Origin of the sequence: Mesorhizobium sp. BE184, assembly GCF_031457045.1 — a bacterium.
Lineage (GTDB): Bacteria > Pseudomonadota > Alphaproteobacteria > Rhizobiales > Rhizobiaceae > Mesorhizobium.
The window spans coordinates 526,337-546,666 of record NZ_JAVDVU010000003.1 but is presented as its reverse complement, the minus strand read 5'-3'; the positions used below and the strand labels follow the sequence as shown (position 1 = coordinate 546,666).

Here is a 20,330-nt window from a genome sequence, read left to right as displayed (position 1 = left end):
GAGGACCAGCCGCGAATATCGTCACGGATAAAGCCGCTGCTTCGTCCAGCCGCCGCCGGGCTGCCTGGTGAAGACGACGCGGTCGTGCAGGCGGAACGAGCGGTCATGCCAGAATTCGATGGTCTGCGGGATAAGGCGGAAACCGGACCAGTATTTCGGCCGCGGAATTTCACCGATGGCGTATCTGGCCGTGTATTCGGCTACTGCCTTTTCCAAAGCGAACCGGCTTTCCAGCGGCCGCGACTGCTTCGACGCCCAGGCGCCGATGCGGCTGCCGCGCGGACGGGTGGCGTAATACGCGTCGGCATCGGCATCGGGAATGACTTCGACCGGGCCACGCAGGCGGATCTGACGGCGCAGGCTTTTCCAGTGGAAGCACATGGCCGCCTTCTTCGCGCCCAGGATTTCACGCCCCTTGGCGCTCTCGAAATTGGTGTGGAACAGAAACCCGTTCTCGTCGCCGCTCTTGAGCAGGACCATGCGCACGTTCGGCAGACCGTCCTCGTCGACGGTCGCCACCGCAACCGCCTCCGGGTCATTCACTTCGCTTTTGGTCGCATCGGCAAGCCATTTGGCGAAGAGCTTCAGCGGCTCCTCTTCGGTGGTGAAGTCGCCGGCTGCCAACTCTTTGTCGCTCATGTCTGACGCTCGCGTTTTTCCAATGTCGGCGGAAGATGAGCCGATTTTTATCAGAAGCGCAAGCACATCCCGATTTTTGCCCTTCATCCCATAAAACCCTGGAACGTCGCATTTTTGGGAAACGTGTTCGCTTATCGAGATGCTTCGCCGGCGTTGACCGGCAGGCGCGTTCGGTGTTAGTTCGATTCCGTCCAACTAGGCTATTCAATCCCAAGTCGGAGCATTCGTTAAGTGAAACTGCCGGCGTTCGACTATGCGTGTCCCACGACGCTGGCAGAAACGATTTCGCTTCTCGCTTCCTCCAATGGCGAGGCACGACTTCTGGCCGGCGGCCAGAGCCTGATGCCGATGATGGCCTTCCGCATCGCCAGCCCTTCCCTCGTCATCGACATGCGCAAGCTGCCCGGTCTCAACCGGATCGAAATTGATGCGAATGGTGTGCGGCTGGGCGCCATGGTCCGCTATTGCGACATCCTCGGTGACGAACGCCTGCGCACCGCGCACCCGCTGCTCGTCGCCGCGATAGAACATGTCGCTCACTATCAGATCCGCAATCGCGGCACCGTCGGCGGCAGCATCGCCCATGCCGATCCGGCCGCCGAAACGCCGGGAATCCTGGTGACCTGCGATGCGGAGATTACCGTTCTCGGTGAATCCGGCACGCGCGTCATCGCCGCCGACGATTTCTTCATTGCCCCTCTGACGACAGCGCTGGAGCCGGGCGAAATGATCACGCAGATCCGCCTGCCCGCATGGCCGGCCGCGCGCCGGTGGGGTTTCCAGGAATTTTCGCGGCGGCGCGGCGACTTTGCCATGGCTGGCGCGGCGGTTTTCCTCGACCGCGACGACGGCGGCCTGATCGCCAATGCCCATGTCGGCGTCATCGGCATCGGCGACCGGGCGGTACGGCTGCCTGAGGTGGAAGCAATCCTGAACGGCGCTTCGGCTGTAGACGATGCAATGATCGCGGAAATCGAAAAGACGACGGCCGCATCCGTCGAACCCTTTGATGACATCCATTCGAGCGCGGCTTACCGCCGTTCGCTCGCCGGCACCATGGTCAAGCGCGCCCTGAAGAGTGCGGCGGCGTGAACGGACGACAGGCGCAATGAAGGTACAGTTTTCAGTCAACGGAAAGTCCGTCGAAGTCGAGGCGGAGGCCCGGCTGACACTGGCCGATTGCCTTCGCCACAAGCTTGGCCTGACCGGCACCCATGTCGGCTGCGAGCATGGCGTCTGCGGTGCCTGCACCATCATCGTCGACGGCGCTGCGGTGCGCTCCTGCCTCATGCTCGCGGTCCAGGCTGACGGCGCCGACATCACCACCGTCGAGGGCCTTTCCCACGAGGATCGGCTGACGCCGCTGCAGACGGCATTTCGACGAAACCATGGGTTGCAATGCGGTTACTGCACACCGGGCATGCTCACCACGTCTCATGCCCTGCTGACCAATGAACCCGACTGCGATGCCGACCGGGTGCGCGAGGTCCTGTCCGGCAACATCTGCCGCTGCACCGGCTACGTCTCCATCGTCGAGGCGGTTCTGGAAGCGCGCGCCGCCTACCGGACGGACGCCGAAGAGGATCGCGCATGACCGTCGCCAACGCACTGGTCGGCTCTCCGATCGAGCGGGTCGAGGACCTGCGTTTCCTGCGCGGGCGCGGCCAATATGTTGGCGACCTCAACTTTGACGACACGCTCCACGCCGCCGTCTTCCGCAGCCCGGTCGCGCACGGAAAGCTGATCTCGGTGGACACGTCCGCCGCGCTCGCCATCCCCGGCGTGCATGCGGTGTTCACCGCCGCAGACCTTGGCGATGTCATTCCCTACATTCCCATGCGCCTGCATCCGCTGCCCGAACTCGAACCATTCTGGCAACCGGTGGTGGCATATGACAAGGTCCGCTATGTCGGCGAGCCCATCGCGCTCGTCGTCGCCGATAGTGCCGCCATCGCCGAAGACGGTGTCGATGCGATCGAAGTCGAGATCGAGCCTCTGCCGGCGGTGATGACGAAACCACAGGCGGAAAGCGGCGAAACGCTGCTCTTCGACAAGAAGGGCACCAACGAGGTGCTCGGATACAGGGGCTATCGCGGCGACGTCTCAATCTTCGACACCGCCCCTTACACCCGCAAGGAGCGTTTCACCGTCCAGCGCCATACCGCCGTGCCGATGGAGCCGCGCGGCCTGCTGGCCGAATGGGATGCCGAGCGCCAGCATTTGACCATGTGGGGGGCGGCCAAGGTGCCGTTCTTCAACCGGCGCATTCTCTCCAGGCTGATCGGCCTTGCCGAAGACCAGATCCTGCTGGTGGAAAACGACGTCGGCGGCGGCTTCGGGCCGCGCGGCGAGTTCTATCCCGAGGATTTCCTCCTGCCCTTCGCCGCCCGCCACCTCAACAAGAGGATCAAGTGGATCGAGGACCGGCGCGAAAACCTCATGGCCATGAACCATGCGCGCGAATGCGATTGCGAGGTCGAGATCGCCTGCGACCTGGAGGGCAAAATCCTCGGCTTGCGCGGCCGTGGCGTGGTCGATATCGGCGCCTACATGCGCACCAACGGCGCTGTCGGCGCCCGCAACATCGCGCAGTTCATCTCCGGTCCGTACCGGGTGCCGAACATGAACTACGAAGTCGGCATGATCGTCACTAACAAGACGCCGGTCGGCACCTATCGCGGGCCGGGGCGCTTCGAAGCCGATTTCTTCCGCGAGCGGATGCTCGACATGATCGCCGAGGATCTCGGCATCGACCGCGTGGAAATCCGCCGCCGCAATCTCGTCACCCATGCCGAGATGCCCTATCGCATGGCCAGCATCACGCCCTTCGACGCCGACGACGAACTGGACAGCGGCGATTATTCAGAAACGCTGGATCGCTGCCTTGCCGAAATCGGCTGGGACGAGAAAGCCGCGCTGAACGGCAAGGAAATCGACGGCCGCTACCATGGCCTCGGCATCGCCTGTTTCGTCGAGGCCGGCGGCGCCGGTCCCAAGGAATTCGCCCGCGTCACGCTGGAGAAGACCGGCGACTACACCGTCTATGTCGGCTCGGCCGCTGTCGGCCAGGGCATCGAGACGGTTTTCGCCCAGATCGCCGGCGACGCGCTGGAAGTACCGATGAGCCGGATCACCGGCGTCCACCACGGATCGACCCGCAACGTCAGCGACGGCTTCGGCGCCTATCATTCGCGCTCCACCGTCATGGGCGGTTCGGCCATCCTGGATGCGGTAGCGAAGCTGAAGGACATGATCCGCGCCGAGGCAGGCAGGCGGCTGAATTGCAGCGCCGACGCCGTCGAGATCGTCGAGGGAGCCACCGCCATCGGCCCGGGCGGCCGCTCGATTGCGCTGGCCGAACTGGCCGCTGAAACCGGTCTCTCCGTCGAGGGCAGTTTCATCAACAAGCGGTTGTCCTGGGCCTATGGCGCGCACGCCACCCACGTCGCGGTGGATGCCGAGACCGGCCATGTCGAGGTGCTGGACTATATCGCCGTCGAGGATGTCGGCCGCATCATCAACCCGTTGACGATGGCCGGCCAGATCGTCGGCTCGATCATGCAGGGGCTGGGCGGCACCTTTCTTGAACATTTCAAGTATGATGAGAACGGCCAGTTGCTGACCGGCTCGCTGGCCGACTACATGCTGCCCACGGCAAGCGACTTCCCCAAGGTCCGCGGCATCCCCATGGGCAATCACCCCTCGCCGATGAACCCGGTCGGCGCCAAGGGCGGCGGCGAAGGTGGCATCTTCTCGGTCGCCGGCGTCATCGGCAACGCCGTCGCGGCGGCGCTGAAATCGTTCAATGTGCAGCCGCGCGATCTTCCGTTGTCGCCGCCGCAGATATGGGAACTGCTGCAGGCGGCGCGCCAATCGCCTTCATCGTCCCAATGAGATAGCGTCTCCCGAAGAGAGCCCAAGGAACCCCGCCATGCAGGAAAATCTTCCCGGTTTCGCCAACAAGCAGCCGATCATCGGCGTCCTGCATCTGCGCCCGCTGCCCGGCTCGCCCAATTACGACGGCAACGCGCAACTGATCAAGGAACAGGCGCTGGCCGACGCCGACACGCTGGTAAAGGGCGGCGTCGATGCCGTGATGATCGAGAATTTCGGCGATACCCCCTACTTCCCGGATCGCGTGCCGCGCGAAACCATCGCCTGGATGAGCCGCATTGGCGGCCTGGTGCGCGATAGCATCGACCTGCCGATGGGCGTGTGCGTCCTGCGCAACGACGCCCGCGCCGGCCTCGCCATCGCGCACAGCATCGAGGCGCAATTCATCCGCGTCTGCGTGCTCGGTTCGCCGCGCGTCACCGACCACGGCGTCATCGAGGGCGCCGCCTCGAAGCTGATCCGCGACCGCGCCCGCATGGGCGCCAAGGTCAAGATTTTCGCCGATGTCGACATCAAGCATTCCTACCCACTGTCGTCGGTATACTCGATCAAGGCCGACGCCATGGACCTGGTGGCGCGCTCGCATGCCGACGCGCTGATCGTCACCGGCCCGGCAACAGGCGTGGCGATCGCCGATTCCGACCTCGCCGAACTGACCGGCGCGACCAGCGCTCCGGTCTTCGTCGGCAGCGGCATCACGGAAAAGAACATCAAGACGCTGGCCGAGGTCGCCGGCGGCTTCATCGTCGGCACGTCGTTGAAGGAACCGAAGCAGGCCGGCGGCCGCGTCAGCCTGGAAAAGGTCCGCGCCATCGTTGGTCAGTTGCGCGGCTGAATCCGCAGGCTTGCTGTGAAATTGCCTGCCTGAATCAGGCGGGCTTGCGCGCCATGATCTTGTTGAGCGTCAGGATCCGTTCCTTCGCCTGACCGCGGTCGATTGTCGCCTGATCGCGGTCGATCTTGCGTTTCCGCTCCCAGAACAGCTCCGCCCAGCCTTCGTAAAGTGTCTTCAACTCGCCTTCATGGAAAATCCCGACGAGGAAATCCTTGAGGTCTTCCGGCGGCGGCTCGGAGTCTGTCAGCACCGCGACCAGGTTGAAACCGCCCGGTTTCGTGAAATCCTGCATGTTGCGCAGGATCGGAGCCCATTCCTCGCGCTTGACGAGCATGAGGATGCCATGGGCGAGCACCGCATCGAACTGCTGGTCGAACACATAATCCCTTATGTCCATTTCCAGCGCGGTGACCTGCAGCCGGCGCACCTCCGCCCGATGCTGGACCTTGCGGATGCCCTTGGCCGAAATGTCGACCATCACCACATCGTGACCATGTTCGGCGAGGTAAATGCCGTGCCGGCCATCGGCGCATCCGAGGTCGAGGATCTTCGAACCTGGAGCGAGGTGCTGGTTTAGAATCTCGACTTCCGCCGTCACTTTGCCGAATGTGCTCGTTTCCAGATTTTCGAAGCTGGTTTCCCACCAGGGCTGAGCATTCATTCCGATACCCCCGTACGGCGCTTGCGTGAGTCAGGTCACAGGCATTTTTATTTAAGTGAACTTGAATGAATAGAGCAACTACGGTCCGACGCGTCCAGTGCGTCAGGACGTAGCAGTATTCGACTTTAGTGCAGTCCTCAAATCGTTTTAGTGAAGCCGCTGATCAGAGGTTTTCAGCCACCGCGCCGATATGCCGGCCAAGCTGATCGTCGAAGGCCGCCTTCCAGGCGTCGAAGGAACCGTCGGCTCCCGCCTGTGGGAACAGGGTGGCGCGGGAGGAACTGATGAGACCGCCTTCAAGCTTGCGCGGTCCGGGCACCAGCGCGCCGGTGATCCGGGCGATGTCGCCCTGCTGGTAGCCGTAGCCCGGCAACAGGAACAGCGCCCGCGGCAGCAGCGAGCGGATATGCATGGCTTCTTCGGGATAGGTGGCACCGACCACGACGCCGAACGACGACCAGCCCGTCTCGCCGATAGCCTCCTCGGTCAGCGGCCGCAGCGCATCGGCGATGGTGCCATAGACGGTGCGGTTTCCAACCTTCAGATCCTGGAACGCGCCGGCGCCGGGATTGCTGGTGCGCAAAACCACGAACACGCCCTTGCCGTGCTTTTTGCCGAGTTCGAGATATGGCTCGATCGTGTCGATGCCCATATAGGGATTCACCGTCAGCGCATCGACGGGATTGGGGCTGTCCGGTGCCAGATACGCCTCCGCATAGGCATCCGCGGTGGCGGCGATGTCGCCGCGCTTGGCGTCGAGCAGGACCGGCGTTCCCCGCTCATGCGCGTAGGCGACCATACGTTCCAGCAGTGCGATGCCGGCGGATCCGAGCCGCTCATACATAGCGCTCTGCGGCTTGTAGGAAACCACCTTGTCGGCGGTACGGTCGATGACCGCCATGAGGAATTCCTCGATGCCCTCGATCGTCTCGGTCGAGCCGGGCTTCATGTCGCCGCGCCGGAAAGCGGCCGGGATCATGGCCAGATGCGGATCGAGCCCGAGGCAGAAGCAGTGATCGAGTTTTCTGGCTCTTTCGATGATAACGTCGCCGTAGTGGAAGCCGGTGGTCTGTACAATGTTCGAGGGAACAATGTTCATGATCTTTCGTCTCTCCGTGCTGCTACCGCCGCGCACCGTCAGGGCGTGCGCTTCGTCAATCGATGCTCCAGGGCAGATGGCAATTTTTCACGATTTACAGTCCTTGCCGATACACCAGACTCAAGGACTTCGCTGTTGGCGAACCGCCTAAGCGTTTTTGGCAGGACAGTCAACCTTTCCGTGCGGCAGGGTTGTGAGCTTGCATGACAAGGTGGTCCGTTATCCCATCCGCAATGCGACGAGGCCGGCGACGATGGAGAGCGCGGCAGCCCCGCGCCAGCCGGTCATCTTTTCACCCAGTGCAAAAACGGAAATCAGCATCGCAAACAGGATCGACGTCTCGCGCAGCGACGCTACCGATGCGATCGGCGCCCTGGTCATCGCCCACATCACGATCCAGTAGGCCGCGCCACCGAGCGCGCCGGTGAGCAGGCCGGCCTTCCAGTCACGCGCCATCGCCGGCAACGAGGCCCGACCGCGCAGGATCAGGCAAAGCCCCAACGACCACAGCCCGTCGCAGATGAACAGCCACACCGCGTAGCTCGACGCCGTCTCGGCGGCGCGCGCGCCGCTGCCGTCCGACAGCGTGTAGCTGGCAATGAAGACGGATGTCGCCAGCGCGAAGCCGACCGCGTGCCGATTGAGTTTTTCAAGCCGCGCACCGCCGCGCAACGACAGCGCCAGCGTTCCCAGCGAAAGCAGAAGGATGCCGAGAATCGCCAGCGGCGCCGGCACTTCCGATACGACGAATATGCCGCCCAGAGCCGCCAGCAGCGGCGCCGTGCCGCGCGCCAGCGGATAGGTCTGCGACATGTCGCCGGCCTTGTAGGCGGCGATCAGGCACAATTTATAGCCCATGTGGAAAATCACTGACGCCAGGATCCATGGCCAGACCTCGGCTTTCGGAAACGCTATGAAAGGCGCCACCAGCAAGGCCATGATGCCCATGCCGACGGTCATCAGCGTCACCGAGAGGAACCGGTCGAGATGAACTTTGACCAAGGCGTTCCACGTCGCATGCATGGCGGCAGCCAGAAGCACGGCGAGGAAAACGGATGGCGTCATGGTCGGCTCGAACCCGCCCCGGCGGCGGACGCGGCAGGGAGCGCTTTTTAATCGGCTTAGTTTCTGATCAAGCGGGTACCTGTTTATGGTTGCGCCCGCAATGCCCAGAAGACACCGATGCTTTTGGGCCAGAAACACGGAAAGCGGTGGAAACCCGGCGCAGGCGCCGCTTCACTGGGGTAGACTGGCGCGATGACTTTCCGCACACCGTCCGCCGCATCCGATCCACGCCGATTCATCGAGCTCAACCTGCCGCTGCGGCCGGTGCCCGGGCTTGAATCCATCCGGCTTCATACCGCGCATCCCGGCAGCGGCCTGCGGCGGCTGCTTGGTGTGGACAGTGGCGCTCCGCCCTACTGGGCCTATCCGTGGGCGGGCGGCAGCGTGCTGGCCCGCTTCTTCCTCGACCGTCCGCAAACGGTGTCCGGACGGCGTGTGCTCGATCTCGGCGCCGGCGGCGGCATTGTCGGCATCGCCGCGCTCAAGGCCGGCGCGGCGAGCGTCCTGGCGGCCGAGACGGACGCGCTGGGGTTAACGGCATTGCAGCTCAATGCGGCCGCCAACGGCGTCTTGATCGAGACGGTCGCAACCGACCTGCTCGACGCTTCGCCGCCGGCGGTCGATCTCGTCGCCGTCGGCGATCTGTTCTACGAAAAGCGCCTCGCCCGGCGCGTTGCCGCGTTTCTCGACCGCTGCGCCGGCGCCGGCATCGAGGTGTTCGTCGGCGACCCCGGCCGGGCCCATCTGCCCCGGGAACGGCTTCTATGGCTGGCCGACTATGCAGTCCTGGATTTCGGCGAAGCGGCGGTGTCACAACCGAGCAGCGTCTATGCCTTCACGCGCACCTAGCCGGCTCGCAGTCTTTTCATCGATCCGTCAGTGCAGTACCAGAACGTCATTGGAGGCAAAGCTGATCGTCGTCTTCTCGCCGGCTTGCGGCGGCGGCGAGGACGGATTGTTGAACGTATCCAGCGAGACGCGGCTGCCGCCGACGCCGACCCGCACCCGGATGACCGAGCCGAGAAACTGAACGTCGTGGATCTCGCCGGTCAGGCTGGCGTCGTGGCCGGGGCGCGGCCCCAGCGTGATCGCCTCCGGACGCAGCGCCAGCGATATCGTTTCTCCGGACTTCGAGCCGTTGAGCTTGCCCTTGAGTCCGATCTCCTGCGCATCGACTCGCACCTTGCCGGTCGCCGCATCGCTGACGGTGCCTTCCAACACATTGAGCGTGCCGACGAAATTGGCGACGAACTTGGTCGCCGGGCGATTGTAGATCTCGAACGGTGTGCCGACCTGCTCGGCCTTCCCGCCATACATCACCGCGATGCGGTCGGAGATCGACAGCGCCTCTTCCTGGTCGTGCGTGACGAAGATGGTGGTGATGCCGAGTTCCCGCTGGATCATGCGGATTTCGTCGCGCAGCGACACGCGCACCTTGGCGTCGAGCGCCGACAGCGGCTCGTCGAGGAGCAGAAGCTTCGGCTTCGGCGCAAGCGCCCGCGCCAAAGCCACGCGCTGCTGCTGGCCGCCGGAAAGCTGGTACGGATAGCGATCGCCAAACTGGGCCAGCGGCAGCTTGATGAGTTCCAGCATCTCGGCCACGCGCTTGTCCGCATCGGCCCGGGCCATGCCGGCGATCTTCAACCCGAAGCCGACATTCTGTGCGACAGTCAGGTTCGGAAACAGCGCATAGGCCTGGAACACCATGCCGACATTGCGCTGGTTCGGCTTTAGCCGGGTGATGTCCTTGCCGGCGACGACGATCTTGCCTTCCGTCGGGTCCTCAAAGCCTGCCACCATGCGCAGCACCGTCGTCTTGCCGCAGCCGGAAGGGCCGAGGAAGGAGACGAACTCGCCGCGCTCTATATCGAGATTGAAATCGTCGACCACGGTGACAGCGCCAAAGGACTTCCGGACATTCTGGATGGAGAGAAACGTGTCTGGCATGAGCTGCGCTCTCTTCTCAATTGGGGCGGTTCGAGGATTTCGGCGCGAAGCGCGACAGGACCTGGATGACGGACATGCAGCCCCAGGTGATGACGAAGGCGATGATGGCGAGCGCCGCCGGTTCATAGGCGCGGTTTGCGCCGATGTTCTGCAGATACGGACCGAAGGCCGGCCGGTTCAGCAGGCTCGCCATGGTGAATTCGCCAAGGACGATGGCGAAGGTGAGGAATGCGCCCGACAGCACCGCGATCAGCACATTGGGCAGGATCACCTTGCCGATGATCGTCGTCCAGCCGGCGCCAAGGATCTGCGCCGCTTCCGTCAGCGTTTTGACGTCTATGGTCCGCAGGCCGGTATCGACGGCGCGGTACATATAGGGCAGCGCCAGCGTCGCATAGCCGATCACCAGCAGCGCGTTGGTGCCCGTGTTGCTGGCCAGGAACGGCAGCGGCGAGTTCGAGCCGTACATGCGGATATAGCCGAAGACGATGACGATGGCGGGAATGACCAGCGGTAAGAGCGTAATAAATTCCACGATCGGCCGCAGATGCGGCAGGCGAAGCCTGATCCAGTAAGCGGTTGGAACGACGATGAGGACGCCGAGGATGATGGTGAAGACCGCCGCGACGACCGAATAGCCGAACGTCGCCTGGAAACGCGGATCGCCAAGCACGATGGCATAGGCGTCGAACGAATAGGCGCCGCGCCGCATCCGCATCGAGAACTCGACGGTGGCGATCAGCGGGATGAAGAAATAGGCGGCGCCGAGGATGAACGTGACCCAGGCCCAGAAGCGTCCCGTTTTCATTTCAGCCACCGCTCGGACCGGGTCCGGAACCAGATGTAGAAGATGTTGGCGAGGCCGGTGATGAAGATCATGCCGAAAGCGATCGCGTAGCCGAGATGGGCGTTGTGCAGCACGTCGCCGCGTATCTGCGCATAAAGCAGGATCGGCACGATGTTGAGCGACGAGCCGGTCAGCGCATAGGCGGTGGCGATGGCGCCGAACGCATTGGCGAACAACAGGATCACCGTGCCAAGGAAGCTCGGCCAGATCACCGGAATGACCACCATGCGCCAGTATTGCGCCTGCGTGGCGCCCAGCGTCGCTGCGGCCTCGCCCCACTCCTTCTTCAAGCCGTCAATGGCCGGCACGATGATGACCACCATCAGCGGTATCTGGAAATAGACATAGGTGAGAGTCAGGCCCCAGAAGGACAGGATGTTGAAGCCATAGGCATAGATGTTGATGCCGAACACGGTGTTGAGCAGCACTGTGGCGAGGCCGAGCCGGCCGAGCGTCGCCAGGAAGGCGAAGGCCAGCGGCACGCCGGCGAAGTTCGAGGCGACGCCGGAAAAGGTCAGGGTCGCCGAGCGGATCCAGTTCGGCAGTCCGCCGCGCACGATGGCGATGGCGATCGCCAGGCCGGCGAAAGCGCCGATCAGCGATGACGCCAGGCTGACCTTGATGGAAATCCAGTAGGCGGCGACGATGGAGGGCTGCGACAGCGCCGCCAGGTTCTCCAGCGTGAACTCGCCGGCTTCATTCTGGAACGCGCCCAGGATGAGATAGGCGGTCGGCAGGATGAGGAACATAAGGCTGAAGATGACAAACGGCGCAATGCCCAGCCAATGGGTCGGCAGCCGCATGCTCCCCGCCTTAACCGGCGGCGCGCTGTTGCCGGCAATGGCCGGATCGGAAACACCGATATCTGTCATCAGACGCCCATCATGAGAAAGACCGGGCGGCATTGCCGCCGCCCGGTCGGATCAGCCTTTTACTGGACGTTGGCGCCGACAGCCGTATCCCAATTCTTGGTGATCGTTTCCTTGGCTGCGCCCTGCTCCTCGAGCGAGGGGAACACCGCCTTTTCGTAGGAGGCCGCCGGCGGCAGCTTGTCGAGCAGATCCTGCGGGATCTTGCCGCTCTTGGCCAGGTCGTTGAAGCGGATCGGGTGGCAATAGCCCTTCAGCCAGCCGATCTGGCCCTCGTCGGAATAGAGATATTCCATCCACAGCTTGGCTGCGTTCGGGTGCGGCGCGTAGGCGCTGATCGCCTGCACGTAGACGCCGGCAACGACGCCTGTCGTCGGGATGACGATCTCCGTCGGCGGGTTGCCGTTCAGCGTGTCGCGGCCCGACAGATTGTTATAATCCCAGTTGATCAGGATCGGCGTCTGGCCCTGCGCCAGCGTCGCCGGCTTGCCGATGACCGGCACGAAATTGCCGGCGGCGTTCAGCGCCTTGAAGAACTCGAGACCGGCGGTGCCGGCGGCTTCACCGGCTGCCGCGCCCTTAGACAGGCCGGCGGCATAGACCGCCTGGATCGCCTGGTTGGATGCGCGCGGATCGCCTGCCAGCGCAACGGCGTTGGCGTATTCCGGCTTCAGCAGATCGGCCCAGTCGGCCGGCGGGTTCGGCACGAGGTCCTTGTTCACCATGAAGGACAGCACGCCGTAATAGTCGCCATACCAGAAGCCTTCCGCATCCTTGGCGCTGTCGGGGATCGAGTCCCAGGTCGACACCTTGTAGGGCTGGATCAGGCCGTCCTTCTTGGCCGAAGGGCCGAAGGACAGGCCGACGTCGATGACGTCCGGCGCCTGCGGACCCTTGTTGTCCTTGTTGGCCTTGATTGCCTCGATCTCGTCGCCGGAGCCGGCATCGGGGTTGAGTTCGTTGACGGTGATCTCCGGATACTTCTTCTTGAAGCCGTCGATGACGGCGCCGTAACCGCACCAGTCATGCGGCAGCGCGATGGTGGTGAGCTGCCCCTCCTTCTTCGCCGCGGCAACCAGTTCGTCCATGGATTGCGCCGAGGAAATAGCTGATGTCGCCATGAGAGCGACAGCGGTGAGGGAAAGTATCTTTCCCGTGAATTTGAACATCTTGTTCTCTCCGTTGAACTGACGCCGTGGGACGCCTCCGGCCCAATGCGGTATCCCTGTTTTATGACAGTCCGATGAAGCGCGGACTGCGCTCCGCGCCTCGAAGGCAGGAAGTAAACTCCTTTTGCCGCAACCCCGCAATCAGCCGGTGCGGATCATTTTCCGGCTAAGCGTTTTTGGTGTCCTCTCCTCTCATTTTCGTTCCCCTTGCTTGTTGTTTTTATCGCAAGTCGGCAGGCATGCTCGCAACTGGACCGGCTGCCTCCTATGCCGTCCCCGACATCGCATCTTCCAATAGCGACAGCGCCGCTTTCTTGGTGAGCTTCACAGGATTGCCGCCGGCGGTCGGGTCGACCACCGCCATGTCGGCGATCAGCGCCTTGCGCTTCCTGTCCATATCCAGGCCCTTGATGAGGCCCGGCAGCGCATGCGGCACCTTGAGGTCCTTGCGCAGCTTGATCACCGCCTTGGCGAAACCGTCGAACCCGCCCTTGATGCCGCAATAGGCGGCAAGCCGATCGATTTTGCCCTCGACCGCATCGCGGTTGAAGGCCAGCACATAGGGCATGAACACGGCATTGGTCATGCCGTGGTGCGTGTCGTATAGCGCACCCACGGGATGCGACAGCGAATGGATGGCGCCCAGGCCCTTCTGGAAAGCGGCCGCACCCATGGCGGCTGCGCTCATCATGTGCGCGCGGGCGACAAGATCCCTGCCGTTGGCGAAAGCCTTGGGAAGGTTCTCGAACACCAGCCTGATGCCTTCGACGGCAATGCCGTCGGCCATCGGATGATAGCCGGGCGCACAATAGGCTTCGAGACAATGCGCGAAGGCGTCCATGCCGGTGCCGGCGGTGATGAAGGCCGGCATGCCGGTGGTCAATTCCGGGTCGGCGATGACGATTGCCGGCAAAAGCTTCGGATGGAAGATCACCTTCTTGGTGTGCGTGGCCTCGTTGGTGATGACCCCGGCGCGGCCGACCTCCGAGCCTGTGCCGGCGGTGGTCGGCACGGCGATGATCGGCGCGATGGCGTCGGCATTGGCGCGCGTCCACCAGTCGCCGACGTCCTCGAAATCCCAGACCGGCCGCGTCTGCCCGGCCTGGAAGGCGATCAGCTTGCCGAGGTCGAGCGCCGACCCGCCGCCGAAGGCGACGACGCCGTCATGCTTGCCCTTCTTGAAAGCCGCGATGCCGGCGGTGAGGTTCGATTCCACCGGGTTCGGCTTGACCTCGGAGAAGACGCCATAAGGAACCTTGGCATCGTCGAGGATTTTCAACGTCGAGGCGACCACCGGCAGCTTCGCCAGGCCCGGATCGGTGACGAAAAGCGGCCGCTTGATACCCGTCGTGGCAAGCACGTCCGGCAATTCCTTGATCCGGCCGGCGCCGAAGCGAACGGTGGTCGGGTAGTTCCACTTGGAGACGAGGGTGGTCATTTCTGATTGCCTATGGAGGTGTTAATTGACGAAAGTGTTGGCGACGCGGCGGGAGACCCGCATGTACGGTATCCAGACCGCCGCCAGGACGATGCTGCGGACGAGTTCCCGCATTGTATCGGCGTCGAGCAAGGCCTGTCCCGCCGCCGCCAGAACGTCGCCGAAGAAAATCTGCGCGGCGGCTATGTCCAAAATGATGAAGGCGAGCCCGACTGCCGCCCACACGATGAACCAGCGCGGGAAAGACGCGCTTTTCTTGAACAAGAGCACAAGCAGCACGATGGGCATGACCAGCAGGACAATCGCATTGCCGATGAATTCGACAACGATGAAAGCGATCTGGCCACGGGTCAATTGATTCATCGACTGCAGCATTTCGCCATAGCTGGCCAGATGAAAAATGCCCCGCAGCGGGGTGGCCACGAGGCCGAGGACCGGCAGGATCAGCCAACCGCCAATGCCCGAAGGACCGTCCGCGCTGGTCTGCACCGAAGCCTGCATGTGCGCGCCCCCTTGATCCTGCGCTAGATCACTTCCCGCAGATGATAGCTCTTCGGCCTCGTCAGATTGTCATAGCCGATGGCCGACAGCGCCGCACCCTTGCCGGTATCCTTGACCCCCGTCCACACCAGCGCCGGATCGAGGTAGTCGCAGCGATTCATGAACACGGTGCCGGTCTCGACGCGGTCGCCAATGGCAATCGCGTGCTCGGTTTCGCGCGTCCAGATCGAGGCGGTCAGCCCATAGGGGCTGTCGTTCATCAGCGCGATGGCCTCCTCGTCGTTGCGCACCTTCATGATGCCGACGATGGGGCCGAAACTTTCCTCGCGCATGACGCTCATCTGGTGATCGACATTGGTCAGCACCTCGGCCGGCAGGTAGGGCGAGCCGGCGCTGTCGCGCTCGTCGCTTGTGTTCAGGTGCGCGGCCGCCCCCTTGCGCAGCGCTTCAGCCTTCTGCTCGCGGATCAGGTCGGCGAAGCGCGCCTGCGCCATCGGCCCCATCGTCGTGTCCTGCTCGAGCGGATTGCCGAGGCGGTAGCCCTTCGTCTCCTCGATGAAACCGCCGACAAAATCGTCATAAACCTTCTCGTGCACATAGACGCGCTCGATGCCGCAGCAGCATTGCCCGGAATTGAAAAACGCGCCCTCGACCAGGTTGGGGATGGCGTGGTCGAGCTTGGCGTCGGCCAGCACATAGGCCGGGTCCTTGCCGCCAAGTTCGAGACCGAGCGTCATGAACGTGCCCGCCGCCGCCTTTTCGATGGCGCGGCCGCCGGCCACCGAGCCGGTGAAATTGACATGGTCGATCTTGCCTGAGCCGAGAAGTCTCTCTGTCTGCGCATGGTTGAGCACGAGATTCTGGAAGACGTGCTTCGGCAGGCCGGCCATCTCGAACGCCGTGGCGAAACGTTCACCGACCAGCAGCGTCTGCGCCGCGTGCTTGAGGATGACGGTCGAACCGGCGATCAGCGCCGGCACGATGGTGTTGACGGCAGTGAGATAAGGATAATTCCATGGCGCAATGACCATGACGACGCCGAGCGGCTCCTTCTTCACGTAGCGGCGGAAGCCGTCTTTCGGATTGGAGGCCATCACCGGCTTCAGCGCCTGTTCGGCGATCTCGACCATGTATTGCGTGCGTTCCTTGACGCCGCCGAACTCGCCGCCATAGCGCACCGGCCGGCCCATCTGCCAGGCAAGCTCCGGCACGATCTCGTCGCTCATGCCAACCAGCGCTTCCAGCATTTTCAGCATATAGGCTGCACGCTCCGCGACCGGCGTCTTCGCCCAGTCCGCCTGCGCCGCCCGCGCCCGCTCGACTGCGGCATTCACCGCCTGATCGGTGGCGACAGGCCGTTCCGCGTAGACCGAGCCGTCGATGGGCGATTTGAGCTTGATGGTTTCCAAAATTTCGAACTCCACTTCACTTTACAGCGGCGCAGATGGCTGCATCCGCTTCTAATATCGCTCGAATCCCCGATGCAGTTCCCAATCCGTAATGCGCCGGTCGTATTCGAACTGCTCCCAGCGCGCGGTATGGACATAATGTTCCACCACATCGTCGCCGAACGCCTGCTTGAACATCTTCGATTTGGCGAAGGCGTCGGTGGCGTCGCGCAGCGTCTTCGGGATTTCAGGAAGCTTGGCAGCCTGATACGCGTCGCCGACGAACGGCTTCTGCAATTCCAGCTTTTCGTCGATGCCGGCCAGCCCCGCCGCGATGAGCGCGGCAAAAGCGAGATAGGGGTTCAGATCGGCGCCGCCGATGCGGCATTCCATGCGGATGCCTTTCGTCCCCTCGCCGCACAGGCGGAAACCGGCGGTGCGGTTGTCCTCGCTCCACATGATCTTGGTCGGCGCGAAGGTGCCGGCCTGGAAGCGCTTGTAGGAGTTGATGTAGGGCGCCAGCAGCAGCGTGAACTCCCTGGCGTATTTGAGCTGGCCAGCCGCCCATTGCTGGCCGAGCGCCGACAGCGTCCAGTCGGCTTTCTTGTCGAAGAATAGCGGCGTCTTGCCGTCGGCGCTCCACAGCGAATTGTGGATATGGCTGGAGCTGCCGGCCAGGCCGTAATTATACTTGGCCATGAAGGAAATGGCCTTGCCCTCTGATGCGGCGATCTCCTTGGCGCCGTTCTTCAGGATCACATGCCGGTCGGCCATTTCCAGCGCCTCGGCATAGCGGACGTTGATCTCTTCCTGGCCAGGGCCCCATTCGCCCTTGGAATTTTCGACGGGAATGCCGGCAGCCTCCATCTCGTTGCGCAGGCGGCGCATCACGCCTTCCTCGTTCGAAGTCAGATGGATGACGTAATCCTGGATATGCGGGGAAGCGGTATCAAGGCCCTGCCAGTGCTTGCCGCGCGCCGAGGCATAGGTCTCGTCGAACAGGTAGAATTCGAGTTCGGAGGCGAAATAGCCGAGGTAGCCACGCTCCCGCAGCCGCGCCACCTGGCGTTTCAGGATGGCGCGCGGCGAATGCGGCAGGTCGCCATGCGTATGATGATCGAGCACGTCGCACAGCACCAGCGCCGTCTTCTCCAGCCAGGGCACACGCCGCAGAGTGGCGAGGTCCGGCTTCATGACGAAATCGCCATAGCCCTTCGACCAGCTCGCCGCCTTGTAGCCGGGCACCGGCTCCATATCGATGTCGTTGGCAAGCAGGTAGTTGCAGCCATGCGTCTCATCATGGGCGGATTCGACGAAATACCGCGCCAGGAAGCGCTTGCCGATAAGCCGGCCCTGCAGATCGACGGCGCAGGCCAGCACGGTATCGATTTCCCCGGACTCCACCGCCTTCTTCAGTTGTTCGAACGAGAAATTCACGGCCATTCTTTGTGCCCCGGCTTTGTTACTGACAAAAGAGGAACATGGCCGGCCGCGCGCCGGCCATGTTCTGCTGGCTGACCTCAGCGGCCGGTTTCGCCCACCGCCTGCTCGGCGGCCTTGATGGCAACCTGGCGCGCGGCGACGATCTCACCGATCGGCGGCCCCTGGAAACGGCGCTTTTCAAAGCCGAACCAGATAATCGCCGTAAGGATGAAGAAGCCGACGGTGATGTAGAGAGCCCAGTCGTTCGGCGGCTGGATTCCGATGATGAAGATCAGGACCATCGAGATCAACGATAGCACCGCGAACAGGGTGAAGACGCCGCGACCCATGTTCCACGGACCCATCTTGTCCCATTTTGGCGTGCCCCATGCCATCAGGCCCAGCACGATAGGCACTGTAAATGACAGGAACAGGAAGATGACCGTGCAAGAAACCACGATCGTATAGGCCGAGGTTCCCGCCACCGATACCAGCGACGAACCCCAGACGAACAGCACTGAAAGCACAGCCGCCGTCCAGATCGCCGCCACAGGCGTACGGTATTTCGGGCTGACCTTGGCCAGCGCGTTCGATGCTGGAAGACCGCCATCACGCGAGAAGGCGAAGATCATGCGCGAAGCCGACGTCACGGTGGCCAGGCCGCACAAAAGCTGCGCCAGGAACACGACGATGTAGACGAACTCCTTGATGCCCGGATTGACCTGCTGGTCGAATGCCCAGAAGAACACGTTCCAGCCCTGCTTCGCAGCCTCGTCCATGTTCGGGATCATCAGCACGAAGGACGCCAGGAAGAGATAGCCGAACAAGGCTGACCAGATCACCGACATGACCATCGCGCGCGGCACCGAACTCGCCGCCTTCAAGGTCTCCTCGGACGTATGGGCAGAGGCATCGTAGCCGGTGATGGTGTAGATCGGCAACAGCAGGCCAAGCGCGAACACCCACCAGTTCGACACCGCCGGCCAGACGTTGCCGCCCGGCTCGCCGGAATAGTTGGTGAAGGTGAACAGGCGGCCGATGTCCCAGCTTTCGGCAGAGACCAGGCAGACCACCGCGATCAGGATCGCACCGAAAAAGATCAGATAGCCCGAGAAATCGGTCAGCTTGGCGGTCAGCTTGATGCCGAGATGATTGATCAGCGCCTGACCGCCAGTGATGATGATCAGGAAGATCGTCTGCGTGGTGATGGTGTTCTCGATACCGAGCGATGCCCCGAACGCGCCGACGAAAAACGTCCAGGTGCCGACATTGATCGCGCCCAGCACGGTGATCAGGCCGAGCAGGTTGAGCCACGCCGTGACCCAGCCCGTGCCGCGGTTGCCGAGGATCGAACCCCAGTGGTAGAGACCGCCGGCCGTGGGATAGGCGGAGCTGATCTGCGACATGGCCACGGCAAAGGTCAGCGAGACGAAGCAGCCGACCAGCCAGCCGATTCCGATGCCGATACCGCCGGCGCCGGAGGTGGCCTGCGCCAGCGAGTTGATGCCGCCCGAAAGAATGCAGATGATCGAAAAAGAGACCGCGAAATTCGAAAAGCGGCTCAGCCGCCGCTCCAGTTCCTGGGCATATCCCATGCTATGGAGGACCTTGATGTCCTCGCTCTTGTCGACTTCAGTATAGCCCGGTGCTGCCATTTTGATGTCCCCTGTTGGATTCTATCCGGTCGGTTTAACCGGCAGTATTGCTGTACCTGATCTGGGGTATCCTGCTTTCCGGTGTCAGCCTGGCGAAAATCCCTGCCAGCGCCGTCACCCATTTGATTTGCCCGGCTTCGTTCCGGATCTCGTCGTTGCGGATTTCGATCATCGCGCAGGGCAGCCCGTGCGGACGCGCGTGCTTTTCCAGCGTGAAATAAACCCGGTCTGCCGGCGAATAGGGTTCGTTGACACCGACAGTTATGCCCGGCAACGCCTCGAGCGCCGCGATCAAGGGCGCGGCCAAACGCGCGTCCTCGTCATGGATGATGCCGATATGCCATGGCCGATGGACGCCCTTGTAGACCGGCGTGAACGAATGCACCGAGACCAGCCAAGAGGCGAGCCCGGCGTCATCGCGGTCTTCGAGAACCGCGTCGATTGCATCGTGAAAAGGCGTCCAGCAGCGCGCGATCCGCGCCTTTCGCTCCGCGGCTGAAAGGCCCTTGTTGCCTGGAACGGGCGTCGTCTCGCTGACTTCGCTCATCAGGTCCGGCGCATCGAGCGGGCGGTTGCAGTCCAGCACCAGCCGGGAGATACGGGTTTCGATCAGCGCTGTATCGAGGCGGCTGGAAATGCCGTGCGCCACCGCCAGCGCGCCCGGATCCCAGGCGATGTGTTCCGACAGTTCGGTTTTCGAAAGGCCCAGTGCGCCATATTCGGGCGGCACGAAATTCGAGGCATGGTCGCAGGTCAGCACGAGCGGGCTCGTTCCGGCGGGGTTCGTCACCCGCACGGACTCCGATGCGACAAGGCTGGCCCGCCGTGCTGTCTCCATCGTTTTGCCGTCCCCGTAAGCGCGTATCGTATGGTACGTATTTTCTCGCATTGCGCTTGCGTG

General features: G+C 63.0%; 19 protein-coding genes. 5 read left to right on the top strand and 14 right to left on the bottom strand.

Translation table 11 applies throughout. From position 1 onward, the window contains the following. Positions 1-21 precede the first annotated feature (21 nt). Positions 22-639: a pyridoxamine 5'-phosphate oxidase gene (pdxH, locus tag J2X35_RS16425; protein ID WP_310187434.1), complete on the bottom strand. Its 618-nt coding sequence runs from the start codon at positions 637-639 to the stop codon at positions 22-24. Positions 640-870: 231 nt separating this feature from the next. On the opposite strand from pdxH, the gene J2X35_RS16420 reads away from it, so the two are divergent. The 4 genes from J2X35_RS16420 to J2X35_RS16405 are packed head-to-tail and all read left to right on the top strand — an operon-like array spanning position 871 to position 5,368. After that, positions 871-1,731, top strand: coding sequence for a xanthine dehydrogenase family protein subunit M (locus tag J2X35_RS16420; protein WP_310187431.1), 861 nt, complete (start codon positions 871-873; stop codon positions 1,729-1,731). 16 nt (positions 1,732-1,747) lie between these two features. Further along, positions 1,748-2,233, top strand: coding sequence for a 2Fe-2S iron-sulfur cluster-binding protein (locus J2X35_RS16415; RefSeq protein WP_310187428.1), 486 nt, complete (start codon positions 1,748-1,750; stop codon positions 2,231-2,233). Continuing rightward, a complete protein-coding gene (locus J2X35_RS16410; protein WP_310187426.1) occupies positions 2,230-4,533 on the top strand; it encodes a xanthine dehydrogenase family protein molybdopterin-binding subunit in 2,304 nt (767 codons plus the stop codon). Before J2X35_RS16415 ends, J2X35_RS16410 begins: the two co-directional genes overlap by 4 nt. Positions 4,534-4,570: 37 nt before the next feature. Continuing rightward, complete coding sequence (locus J2X35_RS16405; protein WP_310187423.1) at positions 4,571-5,368, top strand: BtpA/SgcQ family protein; 798 nt, start codon at positions 4,571-4,573, stop codon at positions 5,366-5,368. Positions 5,369-5,402: 34 nt separating this feature from the next. Here the strand turns inward: J2X35_RS16405 and J2X35_RS16400 are convergent, their stop codons facing one another. The 3 genes from J2X35_RS16400 to J2X35_RS16390 all read right to left on the bottom strand — a co-directional run bounded on the left by J2X35_RS16400 (position 5,403) and on the right by J2X35_RS16390 (position 8,193). Next, positions 5,403-6,029 (bottom strand): methyltransferase domain-containing protein, encoded by a 627-nt coding sequence (locus J2X35_RS16400; RefSeq protein WP_056111548.1) that lies wholly within the window; start codon positions 6,027-6,029, stop codon positions 5,403-5,405. A 163-nt stretch (positions 6,030-6,192) separates the two neighbouring features. Then, positions 6,193-7,128 carry an orotidine-5'-phosphate decarboxylase gene (gene pyrF / locus J2X35_RS16395; protein WP_310187419.1) on the bottom strand — a complete coding sequence of 312 codons (936 nt, stop codon included), beginning with the start codon at positions 7,126-7,128 and terminating at the stop codon, positions 6,193-6,195. Positions 7,129-7,347: 219 nt separating this feature from the next. Next, positions 7,348-8,193, bottom strand: coding sequence for an EamA family transporter (locus tag J2X35_RS16390; protein ID WP_310187416.1), 846 nt, complete (start codon positions 8,191-8,193; stop codon positions 7,348-7,350). Between the two features lie 192 nt (positions 8,194-8,385). Here J2X35_RS16390 and J2X35_RS16385 point away from each other — a divergent pair, with 192 nt between their 5' ends. Continuing rightward, positions 8,386-9,042 carry a 50S ribosomal protein L11 methyltransferase gene (locus J2X35_RS16385; RefSeq protein ID WP_310187415.1) on the top strand — a complete coding sequence of 219 codons (657 nt, stop codon included), beginning with the start codon at positions 8,386-8,388 and terminating at the stop codon, positions 9,040-9,042. Positions 9,043-9,069: 27 nt separating this feature from the next. Here the strand turns inward: J2X35_RS16385 and J2X35_RS16380 are convergent, their stop codons facing one another. The 10 genes from J2X35_RS16380 to J2X35_RS16335 form a co-directional block, all read right to left on the bottom strand. Further along, positions 9,070-10,140, bottom strand: coding sequence for an ABC transporter ATP-binding protein (locus J2X35_RS16380; protein WP_310187414.1), 1,071 nt, complete (start codon positions 10,138-10,140; stop codon positions 9,070-9,072). 16 nt (positions 10,141-10,156) lie between these two features. Next, on the bottom strand, positions 10,157-10,948 hold the full coding sequence (locus tag J2X35_RS16375) for an ABC transporter permease (protein ID WP_056111561.1): 792 nt from the start codon (positions 10,946-10,948) through the stop codon (positions 10,157-10,159). Beyond that, a complete protein-coding gene (locus J2X35_RS16370; RefSeq protein WP_056111563.1) occupies positions 10,945-11,859 on the bottom strand; it encodes an ABC transporter permease subunit in 915 nt (304 codons plus the stop codon). The genes J2X35_RS16375 and J2X35_RS16370 overlap by 4 nt, the downstream gene beginning before the upstream one ends. 59 nt (positions 11,860-11,918) lie before the next feature. Then, on the bottom strand, positions 11,919-13,025 hold the full coding sequence (locus tag J2X35_RS16365) for an ABC transporter substrate-binding protein (RefSeq protein ID WP_056111566.1): 1,107 nt from the start codon (positions 13,023-13,025) through the stop codon (positions 11,919-11,921). A 265-nt stretch (positions 13,026-13,290) separates the two neighbouring features. After that, the gene (locus tag J2X35_RS16360; RefSeq protein ID WP_056111569.1) at positions 13,291-14,463 is read right to left on the bottom strand and encodes an iron-containing alcohol dehydrogenase; all 1,173 of its coding nucleotides are present in this window, start codon (positions 14,461-14,463) and stop codon (positions 13,291-13,293) included. A gap of 21 nt (positions 14,464-14,484) precedes the next feature. Further along, positions 14,485-14,964 carry a DUF2569 domain-containing protein gene (locus J2X35_RS16355; protein ID WP_310187412.1) on the bottom strand — a complete coding sequence of 160 codons (480 nt, stop codon included), beginning with the start codon at positions 14,962-14,964 and terminating at the stop codon, positions 14,485-14,487. A 23-nt stretch (positions 14,965-14,987) separates the two neighbouring features. After that, positions 14,988-16,376, bottom strand: coding sequence for an aldehyde dehydrogenase family protein (locus J2X35_RS16350; protein WP_310188712.1), 1,389 nt, complete (start codon positions 16,374-16,376; stop codon positions 14,988-14,990). Positions 16,377-16,424: 48 nt separating this feature from the next. Beyond that, positions 16,425-17,795 carry a glutamine synthetase family protein gene (locus J2X35_RS16345; protein ID WP_310187409.1) on the bottom strand — a complete coding sequence of 457 codons (1,371 nt, stop codon included), beginning with the start codon at positions 17,793-17,795 and terminating at the stop codon, positions 16,425-16,427. Positions 17,796-17,872: 77 nt separating this feature from the next. Further along, complete coding sequence (locus J2X35_RS16340; RefSeq protein WP_310187407.1) at positions 17,873-19,429, bottom strand: amino acid permease; 1,557 nt, start codon at positions 19,427-19,429, stop codon at positions 17,873-17,875. Between the two features lie 34 nt (positions 19,430-19,463). Next, the gene (locus tag J2X35_RS16335; protein ID WP_310187406.1) at positions 19,464-20,267 is read right to left on the bottom strand and encodes an N-formylglutamate amidohydrolase; all 804 of its coding nucleotides are present in this window, start codon (positions 20,265-20,267) and stop codon (positions 19,464-19,466) included. Positions 20,268-20,330 lie beyond the last annotated feature (63 nt).

Coding starts and splice junctions, on each gene's coding strand:
- J2X35_RS16380 (WP_310187414.1), bottom strand. CDS start 10,140: ATGCCAGACACGTTTCTCTCCATCCAGAATGTCCGGAAGTCCTTTGGC.
- J2X35_RS16415 (WP_310187428.1), top strand. CDS start 1,748: ATGAAGGTACAGTTTTCAGTCAACGGAAAGTCCGTCGAAGTCGAGGCG.
- J2X35_RS16340 (WP_310187407.1), bottom strand. CDS start 19,429: ATGGCAGCACCGGGCTATACTGAAGTCGACAAGAGCGAGGACATCAAG.
- pyrF (WP_310187419.1), bottom strand. CDS start 7,128: ATGAACATTGTTCCCTCGAACATTGTACAGACCACCGGCTTCCACTAC.
- J2X35_RS16360 (WP_056111569.1), bottom strand. CDS start 14,463: ATGACCACCCTCGTCTCCAAGTGGAACTACCCGACCACCGTTCGCTTC.
- J2X35_RS16410 (WP_310187426.1), top strand. CDS start 2,230: ATGACCGTCGCCAACGCACTGGTCGGCTCTCCGATCGAGCGGGTCGAG.
- J2X35_RS16405 (WP_310187423.1), top strand. CDS start 4,571: ATGCAGGAAAATCTTCCCGGTTTCGCCAACAAGCAGCCGATCATCGGC.
- J2X35_RS16365 (WP_056111566.1), bottom strand. CDS start 13,025: ATGTTCAAATTCACGGGAAAGATACTTTCCCTCACCGCTGTCGCTCTC.
- J2X35_RS16335 (WP_310187406.1), bottom strand. CDS start 20,267: ATGGAGACAGCACGGCGGGCCAGCCTTGTCGCATCGGAGTCCGTGCGG.
- J2X35_RS16375 (WP_056111561.1), bottom strand. CDS start 10,948: ATGAAAACGGGACGCTTCTGGGCCTGGGTCACGTTCATCCTCGGCGCC.
- J2X35_RS16355 (WP_310187412.1), bottom strand. CDS start 14,964: ATGCAGGCTTCGGTGCAGACCAGCGCGGACGGTCCTTCGGGCATTGGC.
- J2X35_RS16385 (WP_310187415.1), top strand. CDS start 8,386: ATGACTTTCCGCACACCGTCCGCCGCATCCGATCCACGCCGATTCATC.
- J2X35_RS16345 (WP_310187409.1), bottom strand. CDS start 17,795: ATGGCCGTGAATTTCTCGTTCGAACAACTGAAGAAGGCGGTGGAGTCC.
- pdxH (WP_310187434.1), bottom strand. CDS start 639: ATGAGCGACAAAGAGTTGGCAGCCGGCGACTTCACCACCGAAGAGGAG.
- J2X35_RS16400 (WP_056111548.1), bottom strand. CDS start 6,029: ATGAATGCTCAGCCCTGGTGGGAAACCAGCTTCGAAAATCTGGAAACG.
- J2X35_RS16370 (WP_056111563.1), bottom strand. CDS start 11,859: ATGACAGATATCGGTGTTTCCGATCCGGCCATTGCCGGCAACAGCGCG.
- J2X35_RS16390 (WP_310187416.1), bottom strand. CDS start 8,193: ATGACGCCATCCGTTTTCCTCGCCGTGCTTCTGGCTGCCGCCATGCAT.